The organism is Acinetobacter corruptisaponis (genome assembly GCF_030053775.1).
Taxonomy (GTDB): Bacteria; Pseudomonadota; Gammaproteobacteria; order Pseudomonadales; family Moraxellaceae; genus Acinetobacter; species Acinetobacter corruptisaponis.
Window position 1 is genome coordinate 2655800 of record NZ_CP125669.1, and the last position, 19529, is coordinate 2675328.

The 19529-nt window shown below is 43.3% G+C and carries 18 protein-coding genes; 13 read left to right on the forward strand and 5 right to left on the reverse strand.

What is annotated here, in order from left to right; all coding sequences use genetic code 11:
• The 8 genes from QLH32_RS12635 (at window position 1) to rplS (ending at window position 8971) form a co-directional block, all read left to right on the forward strand.
• Window positions 1–1098 (forward strand): PilW family protein, encoded by a 1098-nt coding sequence (locus tag QLH32_RS12635; protein WP_283266502.1) that lies wholly within the window; start codon window positions 1–3, stop codon window positions 1096–1098.
• Window positions 1095–1847 (forward strand): PilX N-terminal domain-containing pilus assembly protein, encoded by a 753-nt coding sequence (locus tag QLH32_RS12640; RefSeq protein WP_283266503.1) that lies wholly within the window; start codon window positions 1095–1097, stop codon window positions 1845–1847. Before QLH32_RS12635 ends, QLH32_RS12640 begins: the two co-directional genes overlap by 4 nt.
• 13 nt (window positions 1848–1860) lie before the next feature.
• Window positions 1861–6084, forward strand: coding sequence for a pilus assembly protein (locus tag QLH32_RS12645; protein ID WP_283266504.1), 4224 nt, complete (start codon window positions 1861–1863; stop codon window positions 6082–6084).
• A 64-nt stretch (window positions 6085–6148) separates the two neighbouring features.
• The gene (locus tag QLH32_RS12650; protein WP_283266505.1) at window positions 6149–6628 is read left to right on the forward strand and encodes a type IV pilin protein; all 480 of its coding nucleotides are present in this window, start codon (window positions 6149–6151) and stop codon (window positions 6626–6628) included.
• Window positions 6629–6791: 163 nt separating this feature from the next.
• Window positions 6792–7049: a 30S ribosomal protein S16 gene (gene rpsP, locus QLH32_RS12655; protein ID WP_279958782.1), complete on the forward strand. Its 258-nt coding sequence runs from the start codon at window positions 6792–6794 to the stop codon at window positions 7047–7049.
• 19 nt (window positions 7050–7068) lie between these two features.
• Window positions 7069–7617 (forward strand): ribosome maturation factor RimM, encoded by a 549-nt coding sequence (rimM, locus tag QLH32_RS12660; RefSeq protein WP_283266506.1) that lies wholly within the window; start codon window positions 7069–7071, stop codon window positions 7615–7617.
• 46 nt (window positions 7618–7663) lie between these two features.
• Complete coding sequence (gene trmD / locus QLH32_RS12665; protein WP_283266507.1) at window positions 7664–8404, forward strand: tRNA (guanosine(37)-N1)-methyltransferase TrmD; 741 nt, start codon at window positions 7664–7666, stop codon at window positions 8402–8404.
• 195 nt (window positions 8405–8599) lie between these two features.
• Complete coding sequence (gene rplS, locus QLH32_RS12670) at window positions 8600–8971, forward strand: 50S ribosomal protein L19 (RefSeq protein WP_283266508.1); 372 nt, start codon at window positions 8600–8602, stop codon at window positions 8969–8971.
• Window positions 8972–9030: 59 nt separating this feature from the next.
• Here the strand turns inward: rplS and QLH32_RS12675 are convergent, their stop codons facing one another.
• Together QLH32_RS12675 and QLH32_RS12680 are read right to left on the reverse strand one after the other, a co-directional pair.
• The gene (locus tag QLH32_RS12675; RefSeq protein WP_267980742.1) at window positions 9031–10005 is read right to left on the reverse strand and encodes a lipase family alpha/beta hydrolase; all 975 of its coding nucleotides are present in this window, start codon (window positions 10003–10005) and stop codon (window positions 9031–9033) included.
• 106 nt (window positions 10006–10111) lie between these two features.
• Window positions 10112–11155 (reverse strand): lipase secretion chaperone, encoded by a 1044-nt coding sequence (locus QLH32_RS12680; protein WP_283266509.1) that lies wholly within the window; start codon window positions 11153–11155, stop codon window positions 10112–10114.
• Window positions 11156–11292: 137 nt separating this feature from the next.
• Between QLH32_RS12680 and truB the strand changes: the two genes are divergently transcribed.
• The 3 genes from truB to QLH32_RS12695 all read left to right on the forward strand — a co-directional run bounded on the left by truB (window position 11293) and on the right by QLH32_RS12695 (window position 13568).
• On the forward strand, window positions 11293–12186 hold the full coding sequence (gene truB, locus QLH32_RS12685) for a tRNA pseudouridine(55) synthase TruB (protein WP_283266510.1): 894 nt from the start codon (window positions 11293–11295) through the stop codon (window positions 12184–12186).
• Window positions 12187–12197: 11 nt separating this feature from the next.
• The gene (locus tag QLH32_RS12690) at window positions 12198–12968 is read left to right on the forward strand and encodes a sulfite exporter TauE/SafE family protein (protein ID WP_283266511.1); all 771 of its coding nucleotides are present in this window, start codon (window positions 12198–12200) and stop codon (window positions 12966–12968) included.
• A 153-nt stretch (window positions 12969–13121) separates the two neighbouring features.
• A complete protein-coding gene (locus QLH32_RS12695; protein ID WP_283266512.1) occupies window positions 13122–13568 on the forward strand; it encodes a hemerythrin domain-containing protein in 447 nt (148 codons plus the stop codon).
• Between the two features lie 28 nt (window positions 13569–13596).
• On the opposite strand, the gene QLH32_RS12700 is transcribed toward QLH32_RS12695, so the two are convergent.
• From QLH32_RS12700 to serA, 3 genes are all read right to left on the reverse strand, one after another.
• Complete coding sequence (locus tag QLH32_RS12700) at window positions 13597–14466, reverse strand: EamA family transporter (protein ID WP_283266513.1); 870 nt, start codon at window positions 14464–14466, stop codon at window positions 13597–13599.
• Complete coding sequence (locus QLH32_RS12705; RefSeq protein WP_283266514.1) at window positions 14463–15332, reverse strand: EamA family transporter; 870 nt, start codon at window positions 15330–15332, stop codon at window positions 14463–14465. Before QLH32_RS12705 ends, QLH32_RS12700 begins: the two co-directional genes overlap by 4 nt.
• Window positions 15333–15447: 115 nt before the next feature.
• Window positions 15448–16680 (reverse strand): phosphoglycerate dehydrogenase, encoded by a 1233-nt coding sequence (serA, locus tag QLH32_RS12710; protein ID WP_283266515.1) that lies wholly within the window; start codon window positions 16678–16680, stop codon window positions 15448–15450.
• A gap of 358 nt (window positions 16681–17038) precedes the next feature.
• Here serA and QLH32_RS12715 point away from each other — a divergent pair, with 358 nt between their 5' ends.
• Both QLH32_RS12715 and QLH32_RS12720 read left to right on the forward strand, forming a co-directional pair.
• On the forward strand, window positions 17039–18448 hold the full coding sequence (locus QLH32_RS12715; protein WP_283266516.1) for an FAD-binding oxidoreductase: 1410 nt from the start codon (window positions 17039–17041) through the stop codon (window positions 18446–18448).
• Window positions 18449–18952: 504 nt separating this feature from the next.
• A complete protein-coding gene (locus QLH32_RS12720; protein WP_283266517.1) occupies window positions 18953–19528 on the forward strand; it encodes a hypothetical protein in 576 nt (191 codons plus the stop codon).
• The last annotated feature ends 1 nt before the right edge of the window (window position 19529 follow it).

Sequence of the window (19529 nt, forward strand, 5' to 3'; positions counted from 1 at the left end):
ATGAAAAGAATAAGTCTCACAAATTTAGATGAATATTCACAATTGACTCACTCCGAGCATAGCTCTTCGTCTTGCGCAGTGGCGAAACGGCGTTTCGCTCATCACTGCTCAGGCTTTACCCTGATTGAACTCATGATATCAATTGCACTGGGGCTCATTATTGTTGCTGCGGCAATTCAACTTTTTATCACTGGGCTTACAAGTTACAAGCTACAAAAAGCAATGGCCCATATCCAGAACAATGCAAGTTTGGGTCTAAACTTTATTATTGATGATATCCGTAAGGCAAATCTGAGCTCTCCCGTCCCAGCGGTAAATGACCAGATAGCTTATGCTGGGATTTTGCTGACTGACAAAAATGTTGGTAAGAAAATTAACTTAAACTGTGCTGCTTGCTTCTCCAGTAATAAATTAACCAGTTTTGGCGATGCGCATGTTACAGGTTTAACCAATGATCAGTTGTTGATTCGCTATCAAGCCCCTCAAAACGGTTTTGACTGTTCTGGTAATGTGCTGGCAAAAGATACTTTTGTGGTGCAACGATACTACGTAGGCTCAACTTCTACAGACTTACGGCATTCACTGCGTTGCCAGGCGGCCCAGTATACCCAGGCACAACTTGATGCAATCAAGGATACGGATACACCCATTGCATTAGACTGGAAAAATAGTCAGGTGATCCTTTCCAATGTTGATTTTTTCCAGGTACGGTTGGGCTACATTGATGGTGATCTGGATAATGCAGATAGCAAGCTGGCTTATACTGACATTAAGAACTATATGGCTTTAACAGCCAAGAATAAAAATATTGATGGTGTGGTACAACTTGTAAGGCCTCATGTTCATGCGATCCAAATTGGGGTTTTGGTGCAGTCTGCTGATAGCACAGGAAATCAGTCCGTCATTAAAGAAAGAAATCAACAATCATTTCAGGTCTTGGGTACAAATGTTACTTTAGCACCTGCTTATCAGGATTCCCATTTACGCCAGGTGGTTGACCAGACAATTTCCCTAAGAAATGCTATGGGCTGGGTTAATGAGGGTTGTGATACCAGTAAGACAGAAGCAAATTGTAATACAGGGGAGAGTGGAACATGATTAAACATCAACAAGGTTCTACACTGATCGTTGTATTAATGATTCTGTTATTAATCACGATTGTGGGAACACTCGCAATCAGACAGAGCGTCAGCTCATTAAAATTGGTCAGTAATAATCAGGTACAAACCTTGTTATTGCAAAATGCAGATGCTGCATTATTGAAATTTCAACGTCCTGAAACAACACAAACCATTAGTAGTGCAAATGGTATTGTAGGTTTCTTTAAAAATGAGGATAACTGGAATAAGGAGTTGGTTTTCTGTTTTAAGGGCAGTTCACCATTTAATTTGTCTAATGCGAGCTGGTTATATTGGCAAGGAACAACAAAGCACAGCCAAAAGATGGCGACAGGTGGTGGAGCATGCCAGTCACTTACAGCCGATGATAAAAAAGACATCAATAATTTTTCAGGTGGCCGTTCTCAGGTGGTCACCCAAGTCCATATCAAGAGAGCCACTTCAACGACCCAGCCATTTTCTGACATGGCACGTGGTACAGATGCGGTCAATGCAAAAACTGAAAATAGTATGCGTCTGCATGTCCAGGTGACATCTGTCATGGAGGGCCTGCTTTCAAATCCTGAGAATGATTTATTTGATGCCAATACAGGATGTCTAAACAAAAGTATTGAACCGCCATCAGGGGTACAGGGGTTGGTTCAATGCTTGAAAGATAAAAATATTTTATATAGCACACAAGTTGCAGAATATCGCTTCTTATCTGACTTTGAACCCTCAGGTTCATAAGGGAGAAATGAACATGAAAAATAATAAAATGAAAATGGAACAACAAAAACAGATAAAAAATCAGAAGATAATGAATAACAAGCCAGTCGTTAAATGGTTATTTATTGCAGGTTCAGCATTGTCTTGTAGTTTGATCTTATCACCTGTTGTTCATGCCAGTGATGTTGAGATTTATCGTCAGGGAACAAGTGGTGGGGACAGTACCATTATGTTGATGGTGGACGCTTCCCAATCTATGGGCTCACCTGCTTTAGACTTGCTTAAAGATTATCCATTATGTATTAGCAGTAAGATTTTTGGGGTACTGGGGGCGTTACCTGTGGTTGATGTGACGCTCACACCAGCGGCTGGAACAGAAGCTTACTGTGATGTGGTTTTTCCAAAATCAGTTTTGGATTTATTAGGTACAGTGGATACTTTAACTGGGACGCAAAAAAATAGTTTACTGGGCTTGCAAAGCTCATTGGACTATATGCGTGCCAGTTGTACGCCATTTTCCAAACTCGAATCTGGTGAACCAGCAAAAAGTAATAAGATTCTTGCAGTCAATATTAACCTAGGGGAGGGTTATCGCTGTTATAGCCGTTTATCACGGATCAAAATAGCGGTGAGGGATGTATTGGAAGGCAATACGGATAAAGGGATAACAGCTTTGCCTGAAAAGACAGCGATTGGACTTTCTGTGTTTCCAGCAAAAGATGTCAGTGGTGTGGTTAATCAAAAAGCAGGCATGATTGTTGTACCTGCAAGAACACTGGAGACTGAGGGGCAAAAGGCTGCACTCAAAGCGGCTATTGATGGTTTGGTTCCTAGCACTGATCCATTGGGTAGAACGTTAGAGGGAGTCGTTGGAATTTTAGATAGTGTTGCTGGCGGACTGGATATTGCGGGGGTGTTGGGCGGTGTAATGACCTTGGTTGGCAGTATTCCTGATACCCTAATGGCATTGCTGGAAAATCCAGAAACCCCAACAGCAACGGCCTATGCCGAAACAGGCGCATACTTGCTTGGACATAATACAAGAGGGACGGCGGGAAATATTGTTGCAAAAAAAGTCGGTTCAAACTATGTGGCAAAATGTACATCGGTTTATACCCGAAGCTTTAATACCAATAGTACCTCATTAAATAGTTCTGAAGAACGTTGTTCGGCCATTGGAGCGTGGGAGGAACGGCGTACAGGAACAACCTTATGCGTGATTGGTTGTCTCACCACTTGGGTCAATCCACTACTTGGCTATAATGAATACCAAAAAAATGGCACACCGCCAACATCAGTCTATGATCCAACAACAGGCTGGCAAGACAGTCAATATTACTATCAGCCATCTGAACAAAATTCGATTTATTCAGGCTTTAGCTATCGTGCCAGTACTGTGCCGATGAGCACAGCAAATAGTAATGACTATGATAATCCAAGCTCTATTAAAGCAGTGGTGAAAGGGACTTCCACTTCACAATGTCAGGCACAGGGTATTTTTGTACTGACTGGTAATGTGCCGAGAATTGATCCAGCCGATAAACTGGGCATACAACGGGTTATGCAAAAATCATTGGGTAAAACACCAAGCAATAATCCAGCGGATTTTTGTAGTTCAACAACAGGCTGGTCAAGCCGTGGTTCAGACAAGGCAACATGGGCATGTATTGCCAACTATTCACAAGCTTTACTCGATAAAAATAGCAACTATCGGACTCAGGTTGAAATTAAAACAGGTGTGGCGGGTATAGGTAAGGAATTCAACTATGTTCGTTTAAATAACGATACAGTTGAGGGGGCTGGTACTGGTGGCAGCATCGTAAATGATCTGCTTAATGTGGTTAAGGGGCTGCTCAGTACTGCATTGAAAGCAGCCAATATCTTGAGTTTGGGACTGCTGGACTTAGGGAAATTAACCAATTTGGTTGATGTGATTTTACCAACCACGCCATCAGATACCACCGATATTGAGAATCTGGCGTATTGGGGGCATGATGGCAAAGGCGGATGGTATACAGAAGCAAGTACAGGTGGGGTAGCGCAAAGTATCGTTAATTTTAGCAAACACATTGTTGACGCTGAGTCTGCCCCTTTCCTTGGTTTACAAACTATTCTAGCTGATCCATTGACCCCATATCAACTCAGTAATGATGTCTATAACAGTATATTTGCACCGAAAGATCATCAAAGCTGGTTTGGTAACCTCAAAAAATACTCAGTGACTGATACGACCAGTGGTGAGAATGTGATTCGTCTGGTGGACTGGAAAGATCAATGGAATGGAGCAGCATTAGAGGATAAAGAAAAAGGTTCCACCCTGTTTGATGGTGGAGTGCTGAAACAGTTAAAAACCTTACGTCCATCGAAAACCGATGATTCAACACGTACATTATGGATCAACCGAAACTGTAAATCTGGTGGTGGATTTGCTGAAAGTCAAAACTTGAAGAAAGTCACACTGGATTATCTAAATGATTCAAGTGAGGCACGTTGTAAAGAGAATGCAACAGCAAAAGATGGTTATGGTGGTTATTTAATGAATTTAATGGGTTATCAATTAGATAACCCTGAAAGTGCAACAGGAAATAGTCTTGCTCAAAGCGAACCGCTTTGGCAAATTGGCATGCCACTTCATTCTACCCCGTTAAAATTGACCCAATTTGCCAAATTTAATGGAAGCGATATTGATCGGAATGATTATATCGTTTTTGGTTCAACACAGGGCTTATTGCATGTTGTGAATGCGAGTAATGGTAAGGAGAAATTTGCATTCCTGCCAAATGAGATGCTGGAAAATACCAAACAAAGAGAATCATTCACCAAGGATCGTAAAGGTCGTTGGCAGGATATGCCTTATGGCATAGATGGAGCATGGACTGCATATACGGAATATGCCTATGGTATGGACGATAAAGGAAAAGTTTACGCAACAGTAGGCGAGGCCAAAAATAAGCAAGGTACTGTGATCGCAACAGGCAAACAACTTGTATATGGTGGTTTGCGTATGGGGGGACGCAGTTATTATGCACTTAATTTGGCCGACTTAGACAATCCGAAACTTAAATTCCATATTAACCCTGAACAGGTTGCTGCAAATACACCACTTGGCTATATGGGGCAAAGCTGGTCAAAACCAACCATTGCGTATGTCAACTGGAAAGGACAACGTAAACAAGTCATGTTTGTGGGTGGTGGTTATGACGTAGGTTATGAGGCTCAAGATTATAATCAAACTAACCAAACGGGTGCTGGTGTATATATGTTTGATGCTGATAATGGCAACTTGTTGTGGTGGGCAAGTGCCAATGCAACGGATAAAAATAATACTGCGACAGAAAATGCCCTTAATGTAGGTGATATGAAATACAGTGTGGTCAGTCGTATCAATGTGGCAGACCGTGATGGGAATGGTTTGGTTGATCATCTGTATTTTGGTGATTTAGGTGGGCAGGTCTGGCGTATAGACCTAAATGCCAATACCGCTACAGGTAATTTTGCAAAACGAGCAATTCGAATACTGAATCTACATCAGGCTAATGGCCGCAGTCCACGATTCTATGATGCACCAAGTTTTAGCGTCTATGGCTATGAAAAACCACTGGCAGTGGTGAGTATTGCTTCAGGTAATCGTAGCTTGCCTGCGTCTGATCCAAGCTCAGGTGCAATTTATAATCTCTTTGATCGTGATGTGACCAAAAATAATTTATATGCACTAAATACTAGTGATCTAGAAACCCAAGATATTGATTTGACCACTTCTGGTAAATCTTTAAGGGGCATGTTGAGTGTTGCTGAAACCAAAGACAAGAATATTGAGGATGTGAAAGCCTTGATACCAAATGGCTGGGTCGTTTCTTTTGATCCTGATGCAAGTGTTGGTAAGGATGGAACTGCGGGCAAAGGTAAAAAGGTTATGGATGAGATGGCTGTGATTAATAAAAATCTTTATGCCAGTGTGTATGATCCAGGTACAACACCAACTTGCCCAGTACAGGTGCGGGGTAAGACAGAAGTTTATCGTTACTGTTTACCTTTTGGTCTTTGTGAGCAAAAGCAATTATCTGAAACGATGGGGCTGGTGGGTAAATCAGGTGATGGCATTGTGGCACTGAGTGTGGGGGCGGGTTCAAGTACAACAGGCGCTTTACAATCCCGAGGTGTTGTTTCAAATACAGCAGCCAATCCGCTGACGGGAACACCATATAATCAAATGCGCCGTCAGATTGTGCCATTAACATGGTATGAAAATAATGAATAAGAATAAATCTTCTGATTTCGAACAAAGCTCCTTTCCTTATCAGGTTAAGCTTCTGGAGAGGAATATGCTTCGACTGAATCAGGTATCAGGTTTTACCCTGATAGAGTTGATGATCACGGTTGCAATCGTTGCAATTATCGCAGCGATTGCTATACCAAGCTATGACACCTATATACGCCGTGCAGATTTATCCACGGCACAGCAGGAAATGCAAAAGATTTCTGCCTTATTGGAACAGCACCGTACGCGTAACTTTAGTTATGATGGCTTTGTATTCAAAGGTACGCCGACTAGCAAAGGCCCTTACTTTGATGTTCCGAATGCAACCAATACGACTTTATTGCTGCCATTGGACAAATTAACGGGCAATCAAAAGTTTACACTTACCCTTACCGTAAATTCACAAACCTGGTCACTGAAAGCCGTAAGTGAAAACCCTCAAAATTATTCTGCTTTGTTAACAAGCACGGGCTTTAAATGCAAAACCAAGACAGCAGCCAGTATTACCATCAATGGTTGTGGTAGCAACTCGGAAGACTGGTAGGTGCAGATCGCATCAAGATTAAATTTACAGTTGTGGATAAGCCTTAAATTAATCTTTCTTTCAGGGCAAATATGACGTAGAATATCGCCCTCTATGAAAGGGGTTTGAAGTGTTGCCGATGGTCGGCGCAGGGATAATCCGTAAAAATTATAAGGTTGTTCTCATGGTTGTTATTCGTTTAGCGCGCGGTGGTGCAAAAAAACGTCCATTCTATCAAATCGTTGTGACTGATAGCCGCAATGCACGTGATGGTCGTTTCATCGAACGTATTGGTTTCTTTAACCCAACTGCACAAGGTCAAGCGGAAAAAGTTCGTTTAGATGCTGACCGTTTTGCACACTGGATTTCACAAGGTGCCCAACCTTCTGAGCGTGTTGCTTCTTTAGCTGCTCAAGCTAAAAAAGCTGCGGCTACTGCATAAGTATTGTAGTAGATAGCCCATGACACCAATACAGAATGTACCCGAAGATCGTATTCAGATTGGACAGTTACGTTCAGCTTATGGACTGAATGGGTGGCTCTGGGTTTATTCCAATACTGAACCCATGAGCAATATGTTTGACTACCTCCCTTGGTACATTGAGACCAAGGCAGGTTGGCAAACAGTCGATGTAAAACGCTGGAAACCACATGGCAAAGGTCTGGTTGTTTCGCTAAAGGGTGTGAGTGATCGCACTGGTGCGGAAAATCTGGTGGGTGCCAATATCTGGATTGCCAAATCTCAGCTTCCAAAAGCAGATGTAGATGAGTATTACTGGTCAGATCTAAAGGGCTTAACCGTGTTGGGTCTTGGTGATGATGAGCAGGAAGTCAATCTCGGTCAAATCTTTGAGCTTTTTGAAACAGGTGCCAATGATGTTATGGTGGTCAAGGCCACTGCTGACAGTATTGATGCCGAAGAGCGCATGATTCCGTGGCATAAAGATGTGGTGCAACGTGTTGATCTTGAAGCTGGTCGCATTTACGTCAATTGGGGCGTAGATTACTAACTCTATTAGAGGATGGTAGCGCAGTAGGAAAATAAAGGAGTCTGCGGTGTTTTTTGCAGTCATCACATTGTTTCCTGAAATGTTTGAAGCGATTACAGCGTACGGGATTAGCGGTCGAGCCGCAAAAAAACAGATTGTACAAGTCACTTGTATTAATCCGCGAGATTTTGCAGAGGGTAACTACAAACGGGTGGACGAGCGTCCTTTCGGTGGTGGTCCTGGTATGGTGATGATGGCTGAGCCGCTGGCAAAAGCAATTACCCATGCCAAACAACTTGCCTCGCAAGCAGGCTGTGTTCATGCTCCTGTGGTGTATATGTCACCGCAAGGCAAAACCCTAAATGAACAGGCGGTACAGCAATTCGTTGATTATGATGGTTTGATTGTATTGTGTGGACGTTATGAAGGGGTCGATGAGCGTTTAATCCAGCATTATGTTGATCAGGAATGGTCAATTGGGGATTACGTGTTGTCGGGTGGTGAACTTCCTGCCATGGTATTGTTGGACAGCATTATTCGCCGTTTGCCCAATGTCATGTCTGACGAGCAATCTGCGATACAGGATTCTTTTGTGGATGGTCTGTTGGATTGTCCACAATATACCAAGCCTGACCATTTTGAGGGTTTGGATGTGCCTGAGGTACTTAAATCAGGACATCATGCCAATATAGAGAAATGGCGTTTTTTGCAGCGTTATCAACGTACTTTGGATCGCCGACCAGAGTTGGTGGAAAAAGTCGAGTTGAGCAAGCAGCAAAAAAAATGGCTACAAAATTCGCAGGATTAAGCCTATATCGGTTGATCCTTGCACCAGACGAGAAGCCTGGCTTCGAGTTCTACTTAAACTTGGTTTAAGTTAAAAATAGGCTCTTTAAGGCAATTTTGTCCTAAAGGGAAAGTTAAACGGGAGATATGCGCCTTAGCCTCTATTCCCAGCGGTGTAAGAGACCTCTTCTCTCCCGCACATATTGGAGATTCCACAATGAGTGGTAAACATCCTTTAGTTCAAGCTGTTGAAAATTCACAGTTAAAAACTGATATCCCTGCTTTTGCTCCTGGTGACACTGTTATCGTTCAAGTAAAAGTAAAAGAGGGTGACCGTGAGCGTCTTCAGGCGTTTGAAGGTGTTGTAATCGCGAAGAAAAACCGTGGTCTAAACTCTGCTTTCACAGTTCGTAAAATTTCTAGTGGTGTTGGTGTTGAGCGTGTTTTCCAAACTCACTCTCCAATCGTTGCTAAAATCGAAGTGAAACGTCGTGGTGACGTTCGTCGTGCTAAACTTTACTACCTACGCGAGTTGTCTGGTAAAGCTGCACGTATTCGTGAGAAGTTGCCAGCGCGTAAACAAGGTTAATTTTAGCCTCGTTTTAAAGCAAAAAAATGCGCCATCTGGCGCATTTTTTTATACCTGTTTTACAGTCCCTGCAATTTCAGGCGGTTGGCATGTTGACGGTAAATGTCCACTGGATCAGGTGCGAAAATTGATTTCAAGCCCAGCACCTGATTGACCTCATCAGCGTGGTTCCACGGCAGGTTGTCCCGAACTGTCTTACCAAACTTGGCACTGCAACGGCTGACCATACCATCATTGTCACCTTTTATGTCAACAATCAGGCTCGTTCCCGCAAACAAGGGATCAAGTGGGTCAAGGATGTTGGTCAGTGCCTGTGTGCCAGAGAATGAATACATATAAATGCCTTTATCCTGATAAGTGCCCTCGCCACAGGCTGTGGTTGGTACGCCCATTGGGAATCGGGTATTAAATGCCGTTGAGCCCTCAACCGAGATGCTGCGTCCTGCCGCCATCGCGTCATGTGGATAGCTTTTCGGGTTGAGTCCCTGTGACCATGTAATCGCGCCTGAGAAGAAGTTGGCCATGGCTGCTCCAGCAGAGCCAAAGATGGTTCCATCGGTCTTCATCAGTAGGCTGGCCACAGGCGAGCCTTTATGTGTACCACTGACACTGGTCAGTGATGCCACCTTGCTCGGCATGATACCTGCAACATAGCGGATGGTTGGCCCCCCCTGACTGTGACCAATCAGGTTGACTTTTTGCTGCCCAGTAATGGCAAGGATTTCCTCAACTTGCTGAACCAGCTGTTCACCCCGAACCTCAGTTGAGTTAAACGGAGAAAGGCGTGTGGTCCAGACATTGGCACCATTTCGTGCAAGGTCAGGCAAGATCTGGTGCCAGTAATCGACACCTAAAGGATCACTGCCAACGCGTGAAAACCCTGCCACCCCATGTACAAAAACAATGGGATACTTGGTTTTGGCATAGCTGGAGAGCACAAAGCTTTCCTTGACCTGGGTTGCGTTGGAAGCGTAGCTGGCTGACGCACTGATTGCCATAATGGATACGGCAAGATAGCGAATAAGTTTTTGCATGATATTACTCTCAATTTTTGTTTTTCATATGGGTCTTCATGTTCTTGCGAACTGACATTGCATCCGTGCTAAATCGCATTATTTCAATGTCTTGTATTAGGTGTTGCTAGTTGCTAAAGGGTAAGGGACCTCCTTGGTCATAGACCGTTTCAAATGTTTGTAGACGTTGCTGTTCCTGTGTAGATTGGAACTGTTGTTGTTTGAGCTGTTGAATGGCCTGATCTTTGGCCGATGCACTCATATTGCTGTCCACAATGGTCTTGCGCTCATCCAGATAGGACTGTACGCGTTGTTTCCAGTCTGAGCGTTGCTGGTCCAGTTGTTCCAGACGTTGGGTGGCAGCCTCGCCAACCAAGTTGACCCGCATGTCCCGCAATTCCTGTGCTGAACCATTTCTGGCCTTGATCTGTTCAGTTAAGGAACGTAAATCCTCCAGTTTGGATAAATCCTTGAGGTTTTCCTGCCAATCCTGTGGAAGTTGGTCAAAGCGCTGTTGTAGCTGTTTAGCCTTGCTGACGGCATCCAGGTTTTTATTTTCTAAAATGCGCATACGGTCAAGCGTATATTGCTGGTAGATGTCCTCTGTACCAAACAGGCCTTCAATTTCAACTTGAGAAAAGAAACGCTGCTTTAGGTCATGCATTGCATCGAAGATTGCCTGAAAATAGCCATAACTTTCCTGAGCAGGCTGATTCATCTGCAATTTGCTCAGCTGTTCCCGATAGCTCAAATAACGTGACCATAATTCCTGAATCTGCTGCTGCTCCGATGCCTGAAAACCTTTGGCAATATAGCGCTGAAAATTTTGTCGGATTTCATCAATATTTCGTTCGCCATATTGGGAAATGAAATATTCAAAGCAGTCTCGGGTTAGCTCATTCACGACTAATTTTTGTGATGCATTAAACTGTAGTTTGCAGTTGATTTCAGTATCCATTTGGCTTGTGCTGTTAAAAGCTGCGTCACGTGCATGTGCTGGGCCTGAATTATCTGAATGGTCTGCTGAATTAAATGTGCTGCTGGATTGACCAGTTGATTTGAACTGTGGCTGCTGATCTTGAGGGTATAACCAATACACAACACTCAGCATTGAAATTGAAATGATCAATAAGCTACATAATAGGAATATTTTTTTTCTAATTTTATTCATTAAGCATGATCCATTTGCTTTTAATTTCGAAAACGAAAGAAAATTTATCATATTTGTTGCTTTTTTAAACACGTAATTTTTAAAAATCCGATGAATAGTTTTGATAAAATACCGCTTTATAGTTTGACTTTTCATTTATGAAAAAAAGTTCTTATCGCCATCTGAGTGGTGTCTTCTTATTAAATAAGCCCTTAGGTTTAAGTTCCAATTCCGCACTTCAAAAAGTCCGCCGACTTTTTAATGCGCAAAAAGCGGGGCATACAGGTGCCCTGGACCCACTTGCAACAGGTCTGTTACCGATCTGTCTGGGGGAGGCCACCAAGTTTTCACATTATTTGCTGGATTCAACCAAGCGTTATCAAACCACGGTGAAGCTGGGGCAAACCACCGCCACAGGCGATGTTGAGGGTGAGATTCTCCAGCAGAGAGATGTGCCTGTTTTAACGGCAGAAAGAATTGAACAGGTATTGGCCCAGTTCCGTGGTGACATTCAGCAGGTGCCACCGATGTATTCAGCCCTGAAACGTGATGGCCGTCCTCTGTACGAACTGGCGCGTCAAGGCATTGAGATTGAACGTGCAGCACGTCCTGTGACGATTTATGAGTTAAAACTGATTGATTTCACAGAGGACAGCTTAACTTTAGATGTAACTTGTTCAAAGGGAACTTATATTCGGGTCTTAGGTGAAGATATTGGTGAAGCTTTGGGCTGTGGTGGACATTTAACAAAATTACATCGTACTCAAACAGGGCATTTTGAGATTAATCCAGACTATACCATTGAATATCTGGAAAGCCTGACCCAGCAGCAACGGGATGCCTTGTTGCTTTCGGTCTATGCACCAGTCGAGCACTTTCCCAAAGTGCAGTTACCCGAGGGCCGTGAAAAGTATTTCTGCAACGGTCAGGAAAGCAATATTGAGCATGAGGCGGCGACTGAGGTGCTGGTATTTGATGGCGAACGCTGTCTGGGTTTGGCGGAAATCACTGATAAAAAACGTCTTGTACCAAAACGCCTGTTAAATCTATAAGGTTAGTGTTGATGGATTGGGAACTGATTCTGGGTCTGGTGTTCTTCGCTTTTTGTGCGGGAACCATTGATGCCGCAGTTGGTGGTGGTGGACTGATTCAGATTCCAGCATTGATGGGTGCATTACCACAAACAGCGCCAGCAACCCTGTTTGGGACCAATAAACTGGCCTCCATTTGTGGGACAGGTTCAGCCGCATTTTCATTTGTACGGCGTGTGAAGTTGCAGTGGTCGATATTGGCCGTGATCGCCGTGTTTGCCTTTATCAGCGCTTTTGTTGGTGCTGCCTGCGTCTCAATGGTGCCCACCCATATCCTGAGACCGATTGTATTGGTCATGCTGGTGGTGATCGCCATCTATACCTTTATGAAAAAACAGTTTGGGCAAGTGCATGTGGACCAGCGAATCACTCCAAAACTGCTGATTCTCGCTGCAATCGGCAGTCTCGCCATTGGTTTCTATGATGGAATATTTGGTCCAGGTACAGGCAGTTTCTTTATCTTCTTTTTTATTCGTTTTTTACAGGTCGATTTTTTACATGCATCGGCATTGTCCAAAATCGGCAATTTCATGACCAATCTTGCGGCACTCAGCTTTTTCATTCCAACAGGCCATGTAATGTTTCAGCTGGGCTTGTTGATGGCGATTGCCAATATTGCAGGTTCATTATTGGGTGTGCGGTTGGCGTTAAAATATGGCAGTGGCTTTATCCGTATTTTATTCCTGATACTGGTCAGTATTCTGATTTGCCGATTGGCCTACCAGATTTTGATTGCAGCCTGAGCTATAAAAATAAATTTTATATACAAAAACATACTGAAACAGCGCTGTTTTAAAAAGTGCCATTTTCTAATATGAAAGCTAGCCAAACAGAACAGCCCAATAAAGAATTTAAACATGGGTATGGATGATGTCAGCCAATCATAGAGGTGAATAATGAATATATTTGAAGCACTGAGGGAAAGTCACGGACAACAGCGCAGTCTCTCACAACAGCTCATTCAAACCAGCGGACATACTGAAGAAAGGGAACAGCTGTTTAAACAGCTCAAGAACGAGCTTTATGCACACTCGGTTGCTGAAGACCGTTATTTATATATCCCCTTAATGTTTAATGATGTGGGGCTGGACATTACACGGCATGCACTGGCTGAGCACCATGAAATGGATGAACTGGTGGAGAAGCTTGAGGAAACTGACATGAGTAATCCAGGCTGGCTTGCCATCGCCAAACAGCTCAGTGAAAAAGTCCATCATCATTTAAAAGAGGAAGAACACAAGTTTTTCCAGCAGGCGGGAAAAATTCTGGAAGATGCCGAAAAAGAAACTTTGGCAAAAAAATATCTTGCTGAATACCACAAATACAAAACCGTAGAAGCCTAATATTTTCAATGAGGGAGAGAGAACAGCGTCATGCTGATGCCGCTGTTTTCTCTCCACGCAAGGTGACGCCAATGGAGGCAATCATAATACAGCCCAATGCCACCCATTGAATCAGGCTAATCTGTTCATGCAGTAAAAACAGTCCTGCCAATGCGGCCAGCGCAGGTGCAAGGCTGGACAGTGTGCCATAACTGAGTTTGCTCAATTGTTTCAGTGCCATCAAATCCAGCGCATAGGGAATTGCGGTTGCCAATAGGGCAATGAGCAGCGCCTTGCCCCAGTATTGGGTATCCAGCAAAGCGGGTGCATTGTTCCACAAACCAAAAGGCAGTAAAGTGATGGCGGACAGGCCAATGGCGATGGTCAGCGCATGCATGCCAATATTTTGCTGCACCACACGATGCCCGAAATAAATATACAGTGCCCAAAAGAAACCAGCCCCGAGTGCGCATGCCGCGCCGACATAGGAAAAATTCTGGGCATTGGCATCATGCCACGGCACCATCAGGGCAATCCCTAAAATCGCAAAAGCCACCCAGATATAATCGCTACGCTGTTTAATTGAAAGCAGGGCCAGACCCAAGGGTCCAATAAACTCCAGCCCCACAGCAATTCCCTGTGGCAATTTTCCTAAAGAACTGTAGAACAGGATGTTCATACAGCCTAAAGAGGCACTGTAAAGTAATAGGTCACGCCATTTGAGCTGTTTGAGTCTGGATAAAATTTTCCATGAGCGAAACATAATGGCAACCAGAACCGTGGCGAAACTGAGCCTTAAAATCGTGACGGTCAATGGATGAAGGGTTGCAATCAACTGTTTGGCAAATGAGGCACTGATCTGGTAGGCCACCATGGATAAAACCATGTACAGCACGGCAAGCAACTGGAGATTTTTCATATGGCCTCTTTTTGCTGACGGGCATGCTGGGTGGTCACGGTGCAGCCAATGGATGCAATGATAATGGTCATCAAGGCCAGCCATTGATTCCACAGTAATGTTTCACCCAGAAAAATAAATCCAGACAAGGCTGCCACAGCGGGTTCCAGACTCATCAGGGTTCCAAAGCTGAGAGGTGTTAAATTGCGCAGCGCGATCATCTCTAATGAAAATGGTAGTGCACTGGCTAAGATGGCTAGTCCAATAAAATAATATAAATTTGGCAGTTCAAACACATGTCCAACTGCACCAGAAAAAGCGGCGAAAGGCAGCAAGCATAACATACCAATGCTCATCCCCAAACAAACGGTATGATTGCCAGAAATGCCAGATGGTTTTTGCCCTGCAATGATATAAAATGCCCAGCATGCACCTGCACTGACTGCAAACAATACACCGATTAGGTCGAGACCCTGCTGGGCCTGTTGTAAGGGAAACAGCAGTACCAAGCCCAGAATGGCACAGCCCACCCAGATAAAGTCGTATTTTTGACGGGCATGGTACAGCGCCACACTCAGTGGCCCAATAAATTCAAAGGCTACAGCCAAACCTAAGGGTAAGCGTTCCAGCGATAAATAGAACAGGGCATTCATCCCTGCGAGGGCCATGCCGTAGCTGAGGATTGCTTTCCAGCGTACATTGCTGAAATTGATCTTCCAGATTTTAAAGATGACAGCCAAAATCATTGCGCCAAAAAATAAACGCATGGCAGAGACAGTTAAGACTGGAAAACTTTGAAAGAGAATCTTTGCTAAAGAACCGCTACCCTGCACACATAACATGGCAATCATTAATAACAGTAAGGCATGTACAGGTGTTTTGGACATGGGAGCAACTTAATTATTGGAACGATTGGTATAAATAGAATCTATTTCACATAATAATTCAAACGCCCATAAAAAAGCCACAGCTTAAACTGTGGCCTTTCCTGAATTGTCCTGATTAGAACAATACACGTACGCGGATCGTACCTTCAACATTGTGCAAGGTATCCAGCGCTTCCTGAGATGCAGATGCATCCACATCCATCACAAGGTAACCAATGTCACCTTTGGTCATTAAAGACTGACCTGAGATGTTGATGCCTTGCTCAGCAAATAGGGTGTTGATCTTGGACAATACACCTGGAATGTTCTTGTGGATGTGCAGTAGACGATGTTGGCCTTCAGTCAATGGCAATGCGATTTCTGGGAAGTTCACCGCAGATAGGGTCATACCCTTATCTGAGTAAGCCACAAATTTCTCAGCAACTTCCAGACCGATGTTCGCCTGCGCTTCCATGGTCGAACCACCCACGTGAGGGGTTAAAATCACGTTGTCCAAGCCACGAAGTGGAGACTGGAATTCTTCGCCGTTTGCTTTAGGCTCTTTCGGGAACACGTCAACCGCCGCACCCGCAATGTGGCCTGATTTAATCGCATCAGCCAAATCTTCGATGATGACACAGGTGCCACGTGCCGCATTGATGAAGATCGAACCCTCTTTCATCTGTGCAAACTGTTCTTTCTTAAAGAAGTTACGTGTAGATGGCACATCTGGAACGTGTAGGGAAACCACATCAGCAGTTGCCAAAAGCTCATCTAAAGAACCAATTTGACGTGCATTACCCAGTGGTAACTTGGTCACGGCATCAAAATAGATGACTTTCATACCCAGACTTTCTGCCAATACAGAAAGTTGCGAACCAATTGAACCGTAACCAACGATACCTAAAGTCTTACCGCGTGTTTCAAACGAACCTACCGCAGACTTGTTCCAGCCACCCGCATGTGTATCCTTTGATTTTTCAGGAACACGGCGAAGTAATAAAATGGCTTCAGCAAGAACCAATTCAGCGACTGAACGCGTGTTTGAATATGGCGCATTGAACACAGGAATACCACGGGACATCGCCGCTTTTAAATCGACCTGGTTGGTCCCGATACAGAAGCAACCCACCGCAATCAGTTTATTCGCCGCTTCAAAGACTTCCTCAGTCAATTGAGTACGCGAACGGATACCAATAAAGTGCGCATCCTTGACCGCCTCTTTCAAAGCTTCGCCTTCAAGCGCAGTCTTGTGGTAGTCGATGTTGGTATAACCCGCTGCATTTAAGGTATCGATGGCATTTTGATGCACACCTTCTAATAAAAGAAAACGGATTTTGTCTTTAGGTAGAGAAAGATGTTGGCTCATTACGGCTCCGCTACAAAGGCCAAAATTTAGTTGCCGTATCATAGCATAGAGCATGCAGTTATAGATATTTGCTTTAAAATTACCACAGCAGAATTGTTGATAATTTTTCAGCTTCACATGAAATTTATGGCTGATACACATTTTGTTATGACAGTATCTTGATCCTGCGCTTTATCCCATGCCTGCTTCAATGTAAAATGCATGCAACTGGTGGTCAAACCTCAACGAGCTAGGGTTTGTGCTGTCCTGTAGCGTTTCTATATTTTGGATGTTTTCATCATCTTGTTTTTAATAGATTGAAAAATATGATGTTGCCATCCAGAAACCCGATATTTATTTCTTGCTAGGCCTGTAAACGATGAATGCTTCAGTCGCTTTAACACCTGAGTTATTGACCCAACTAACGGCAATTGTGGGTGAAAACCGTATTAAAACCGATGCCGATAGTCTGCAAAACTGGGGGCGGGACCATACCAAACATTTTGATCCAAACCCATCAGTCATCGTTTTCCCGTCAAGCACGGAGCAGGTTCAAGCGATTGTGAAACTTGCCAACCAGTCCAATGTGGCAATTACACCATCTGGTGGTCGTACGGGTCTTTCAGCGGGTGCGGTGGCAACCAATGGCGAGATTGTCATCAGCTTTGACAAGATGAACCAGATTCTGGAGTTCTTCCCAGCCGACCGTATGGTGCGTGTGCAGCCAGGTGTGGTGACTGAACAGTTGCAGAACTATGCTGAAGAACAAGGTATGTATTACCCAGTGGATTTTGCTTCGGCAGGTTCAAGCCAAATTGGTGGCAATATCGGGACCAATGCGGGCGGTATTAAAGTTATTAAATACGGCATGACCCGTAACTGGGTGCTGGGCCTGACGGTGGTGACAGGTAAAGGTGATGTGATCCGTTTAAACAAGGGCATGATTAAAAATGCCACGGGTTATGCCTTGCAGCATTTATTCATCGGTGGTGAGGGGACTTTAGGACTCGTGACCGAGGCGGAAATCAAGCTAGAACGTCAACCACAAAACTTGCAGGTGATGGTGCTGGGTACGCCTGACTTTGAAGCGGTGATGCCTGTGTTGCATGCATTCCAGAAAGAAATCGACCTGACTGCGTTTGAATTCTTTGGTGAAGTTGCCATGCAGAAAGTCCTGGATCGTGGTCATGTACAACGTCCATTTGAAACCCAATGTCCGTTCTATGTGTTATTGGAATTTGAAGCGCCGTATGAACCAATCATGGACAAGGCCATGCAGATTTTTGAGCATTGCATGGAACAGGGTTGGGTGATTGATGGGGTGATGAGCCAAAGTCTGGAACAGGCACAAAGCTTATGGCGTTTGCGTGAAGATATTTCAGAGTCGATTGCGCCATTTATTCCATATAAAAATGATATTTCCGTATTGATTACCCATGTACCAGCATTTATTGCGGAAATTGATGCGATTGTGGCTGACAACTATCCAGACTTTGAAATTTGCTGGTTTGGTCATATTGGTGACGGTAATTTGCATTTAAATATTTTAAAACCTGAAAACTTAACTAAAGATGAGTTCTTTGCCAAGTGTCAGGTGGTGAATAAATACGTGTTTGAAACAGTGAAAAAATATGATGGTTCGATTTCTGCCGAGCATGGTGTCGGGATGACTAAAAAGCCATATCTGGAATATTCACGTTCGCCTGAAGAAATTGAATATATGAAAGCGTTGAAGCTGGCATTTGACCCGAATGGAATTATGAACCCAGGGAAATTATTTGATCTGTAATGCTTGATTAGATAAAAGAATTTCTGTTAAAAGCGTATTGAAAGATGTAATGCCAGTCAGTTAAGCTCTCTAAACCCCTCTAAATCTCCCCTTGATAAGGGGAGACTTGACGCAAATCAAATGCTTGTGAATTCTCTCCCTTTTTAAGGGAGGGTTATTTAGACTCTATAACTGATCAGCATTATATCGAAAGAAGTGCTTTCCTTTTTAAATATAAATGATGAGGAATGTATGATTTCTCAAGTTTCACCGAATCAGAAGCTCGCTATCTTGTAAAACAAATTCACCGCTATGGCTTTGACGAAGTCAGAAATCGAATCATTACAGCAAGATTTGCAGAACTCACTCAAAAAAGGACGTGACTTAGTAAAGAACCGTCAAAAGAAGTTTGATCTTTAATGCTTGATTAAATAAAGAAAACTCTGTTAAAAGCGTATCGAAAGATGCGCTTTTTTGTTATAACAAAATATCAATTCACAAGTAAATTTTAGTAAAGGATTTCTGATGAAAATATCTCATATTTTATTATTTTCTATTTTAAATATTCTGGCTATTAAGAATAGCCATGCTTTAACTGAAAGTCAGGAAAAAGTACAAGCTCTAAATGTAATGAAAAAATATGCAGAAGCTACAGCCTGTATGACAACTTTTGAAAAGGGTGAGGAAAGGCTTACAACAATAAAGGATGTATTTACAATAGATCGAGATCCATCTTTAGGGAGTTCTTCATATTTCATTTTATGGGGTGGTGATCAAGGCTGTAATGGAGGAAGTGGAACATGGTCTTCTATTATTTCAGAAGTTTCCCGATTCTCTGAAAATAGACCATTTTTAGTACAAAATCTTGATGCTCTAGGAACAGATATTTATGAAACGATAAATTTTCGCTTTATAGAATCAGTGAAAAAGCCTCAACCAAAAACCTTGGAAATCATTTCATGGAATTATGCTGATGATAAATATGGGGGTAAAGATGGAGGAAATAACTTTCCAGCGAATAAGTTTAAATATATCGTCAAACAAGATAATGAAAATGAATGGAAAGTGATTAGTCAAACTCTTATTAAGCAGAATAAATAAG

Coding starts and splice junctions, on each gene's coding strand:
- QLH32_RS12635 (WP_283266502.1), top strand. CDS start 1: ATGAAAAGAATAAGTCTCACAAATTTAGATGAATATTCACAATTGACT.
- QLH32_RS12705 (WP_283266514.1), bottom strand. CDS start 15,332: ATGTCCAAAACACCTGTACATGCCTTACTGTTATTAATGATTGCCATG.
- rplS (WP_283266508.1), top strand. CDS start 8,600: ATGAGTGGTAAACATCCTTTAGTTCAAGCTGTTGAAAATTCACAGTTA.
- QLH32_RS12650 (WP_283266505.1), top strand. CDS start 6,149: ATGCTTCGACTGAATCAGGTATCAGGTTTTACCCTGATAGAGTTGATG.
- QLH32_RS12720 (WP_283266517.1), top strand. CDS start 18,953: ATGAAAATATCTCATATTTTATTATTTTCTATTTTAAATATTCTGGCT.
- QLH32_RS12715 (WP_283266516.1), top strand. CDS start 17,039: ATGAATGCTTCAGTCGCTTTAACACCTGAGTTATTGACCCAACTAACG.
- rimM (WP_283266506.1), top strand. CDS start 7,069: ATGACACCAATACAGAATGTACCCGAAGATCGTATTCAGATTGGACAG.
- QLH32_RS12700 (WP_283266513.1), bottom strand. CDS start 14,466: ATGAAAAATCTCCAGTTGCTTGCCGTGCTGTACATGGTTTTATCCATG.
- truB (WP_283266510.1), top strand. CDS start 11,293: ATGAAAAAAAGTTCTTATCGCCATCTGAGTGGTGTCTTCTTATTAAAT.
- QLH32_RS12645 (WP_283266504.1), top strand. CDS start 1,861: ATGAAAAATAATAAAATGAAAATGGAACAACAAAAACAGATAAAAAAT.
- QLH32_RS12690 (WP_283266511.1), top strand. CDS start 12,198: ATGGATTGGGAACTGATTCTGGGTCTGGTGTTCTTCGCTTTTTGTGCG.
- QLH32_RS12680 (WP_283266509.1), bottom strand. CDS start 11,155: ATGAATAAAATTAGAAAAAAAATATTCCTATTATGTAGCTTATTGATC.
- serA (WP_283266515.1), bottom strand. CDS start 16,680: ATGAGCCAACATCTTTCTCTACCTAAAGACAAAATCCGTTTTCTTTTA.
- rpsP (WP_279958782.1), top strand. CDS start 6,792: ATGGTTGTTATTCGTTTAGCGCGCGGTGGTGCAAAAAAACGTCCATTC.
- QLH32_RS12640 (WP_283266503.1), top strand. CDS start 1,095: ATGATTAAACATCAACAAGGTTCTACACTGATCGTTGTATTAATGATT.
- QLH32_RS12695 (WP_283266512.1), top strand. CDS start 13,122: ATGAATATATTTGAAGCACTGAGGGAAAGTCACGGACAACAGCGCAGT.
- QLH32_RS12675 (WP_267980742.1), bottom strand. CDS start 10,005: ATGCAAAAACTTATTCGCTATCTTGCCGTATCCATTATGGCAATCAGT.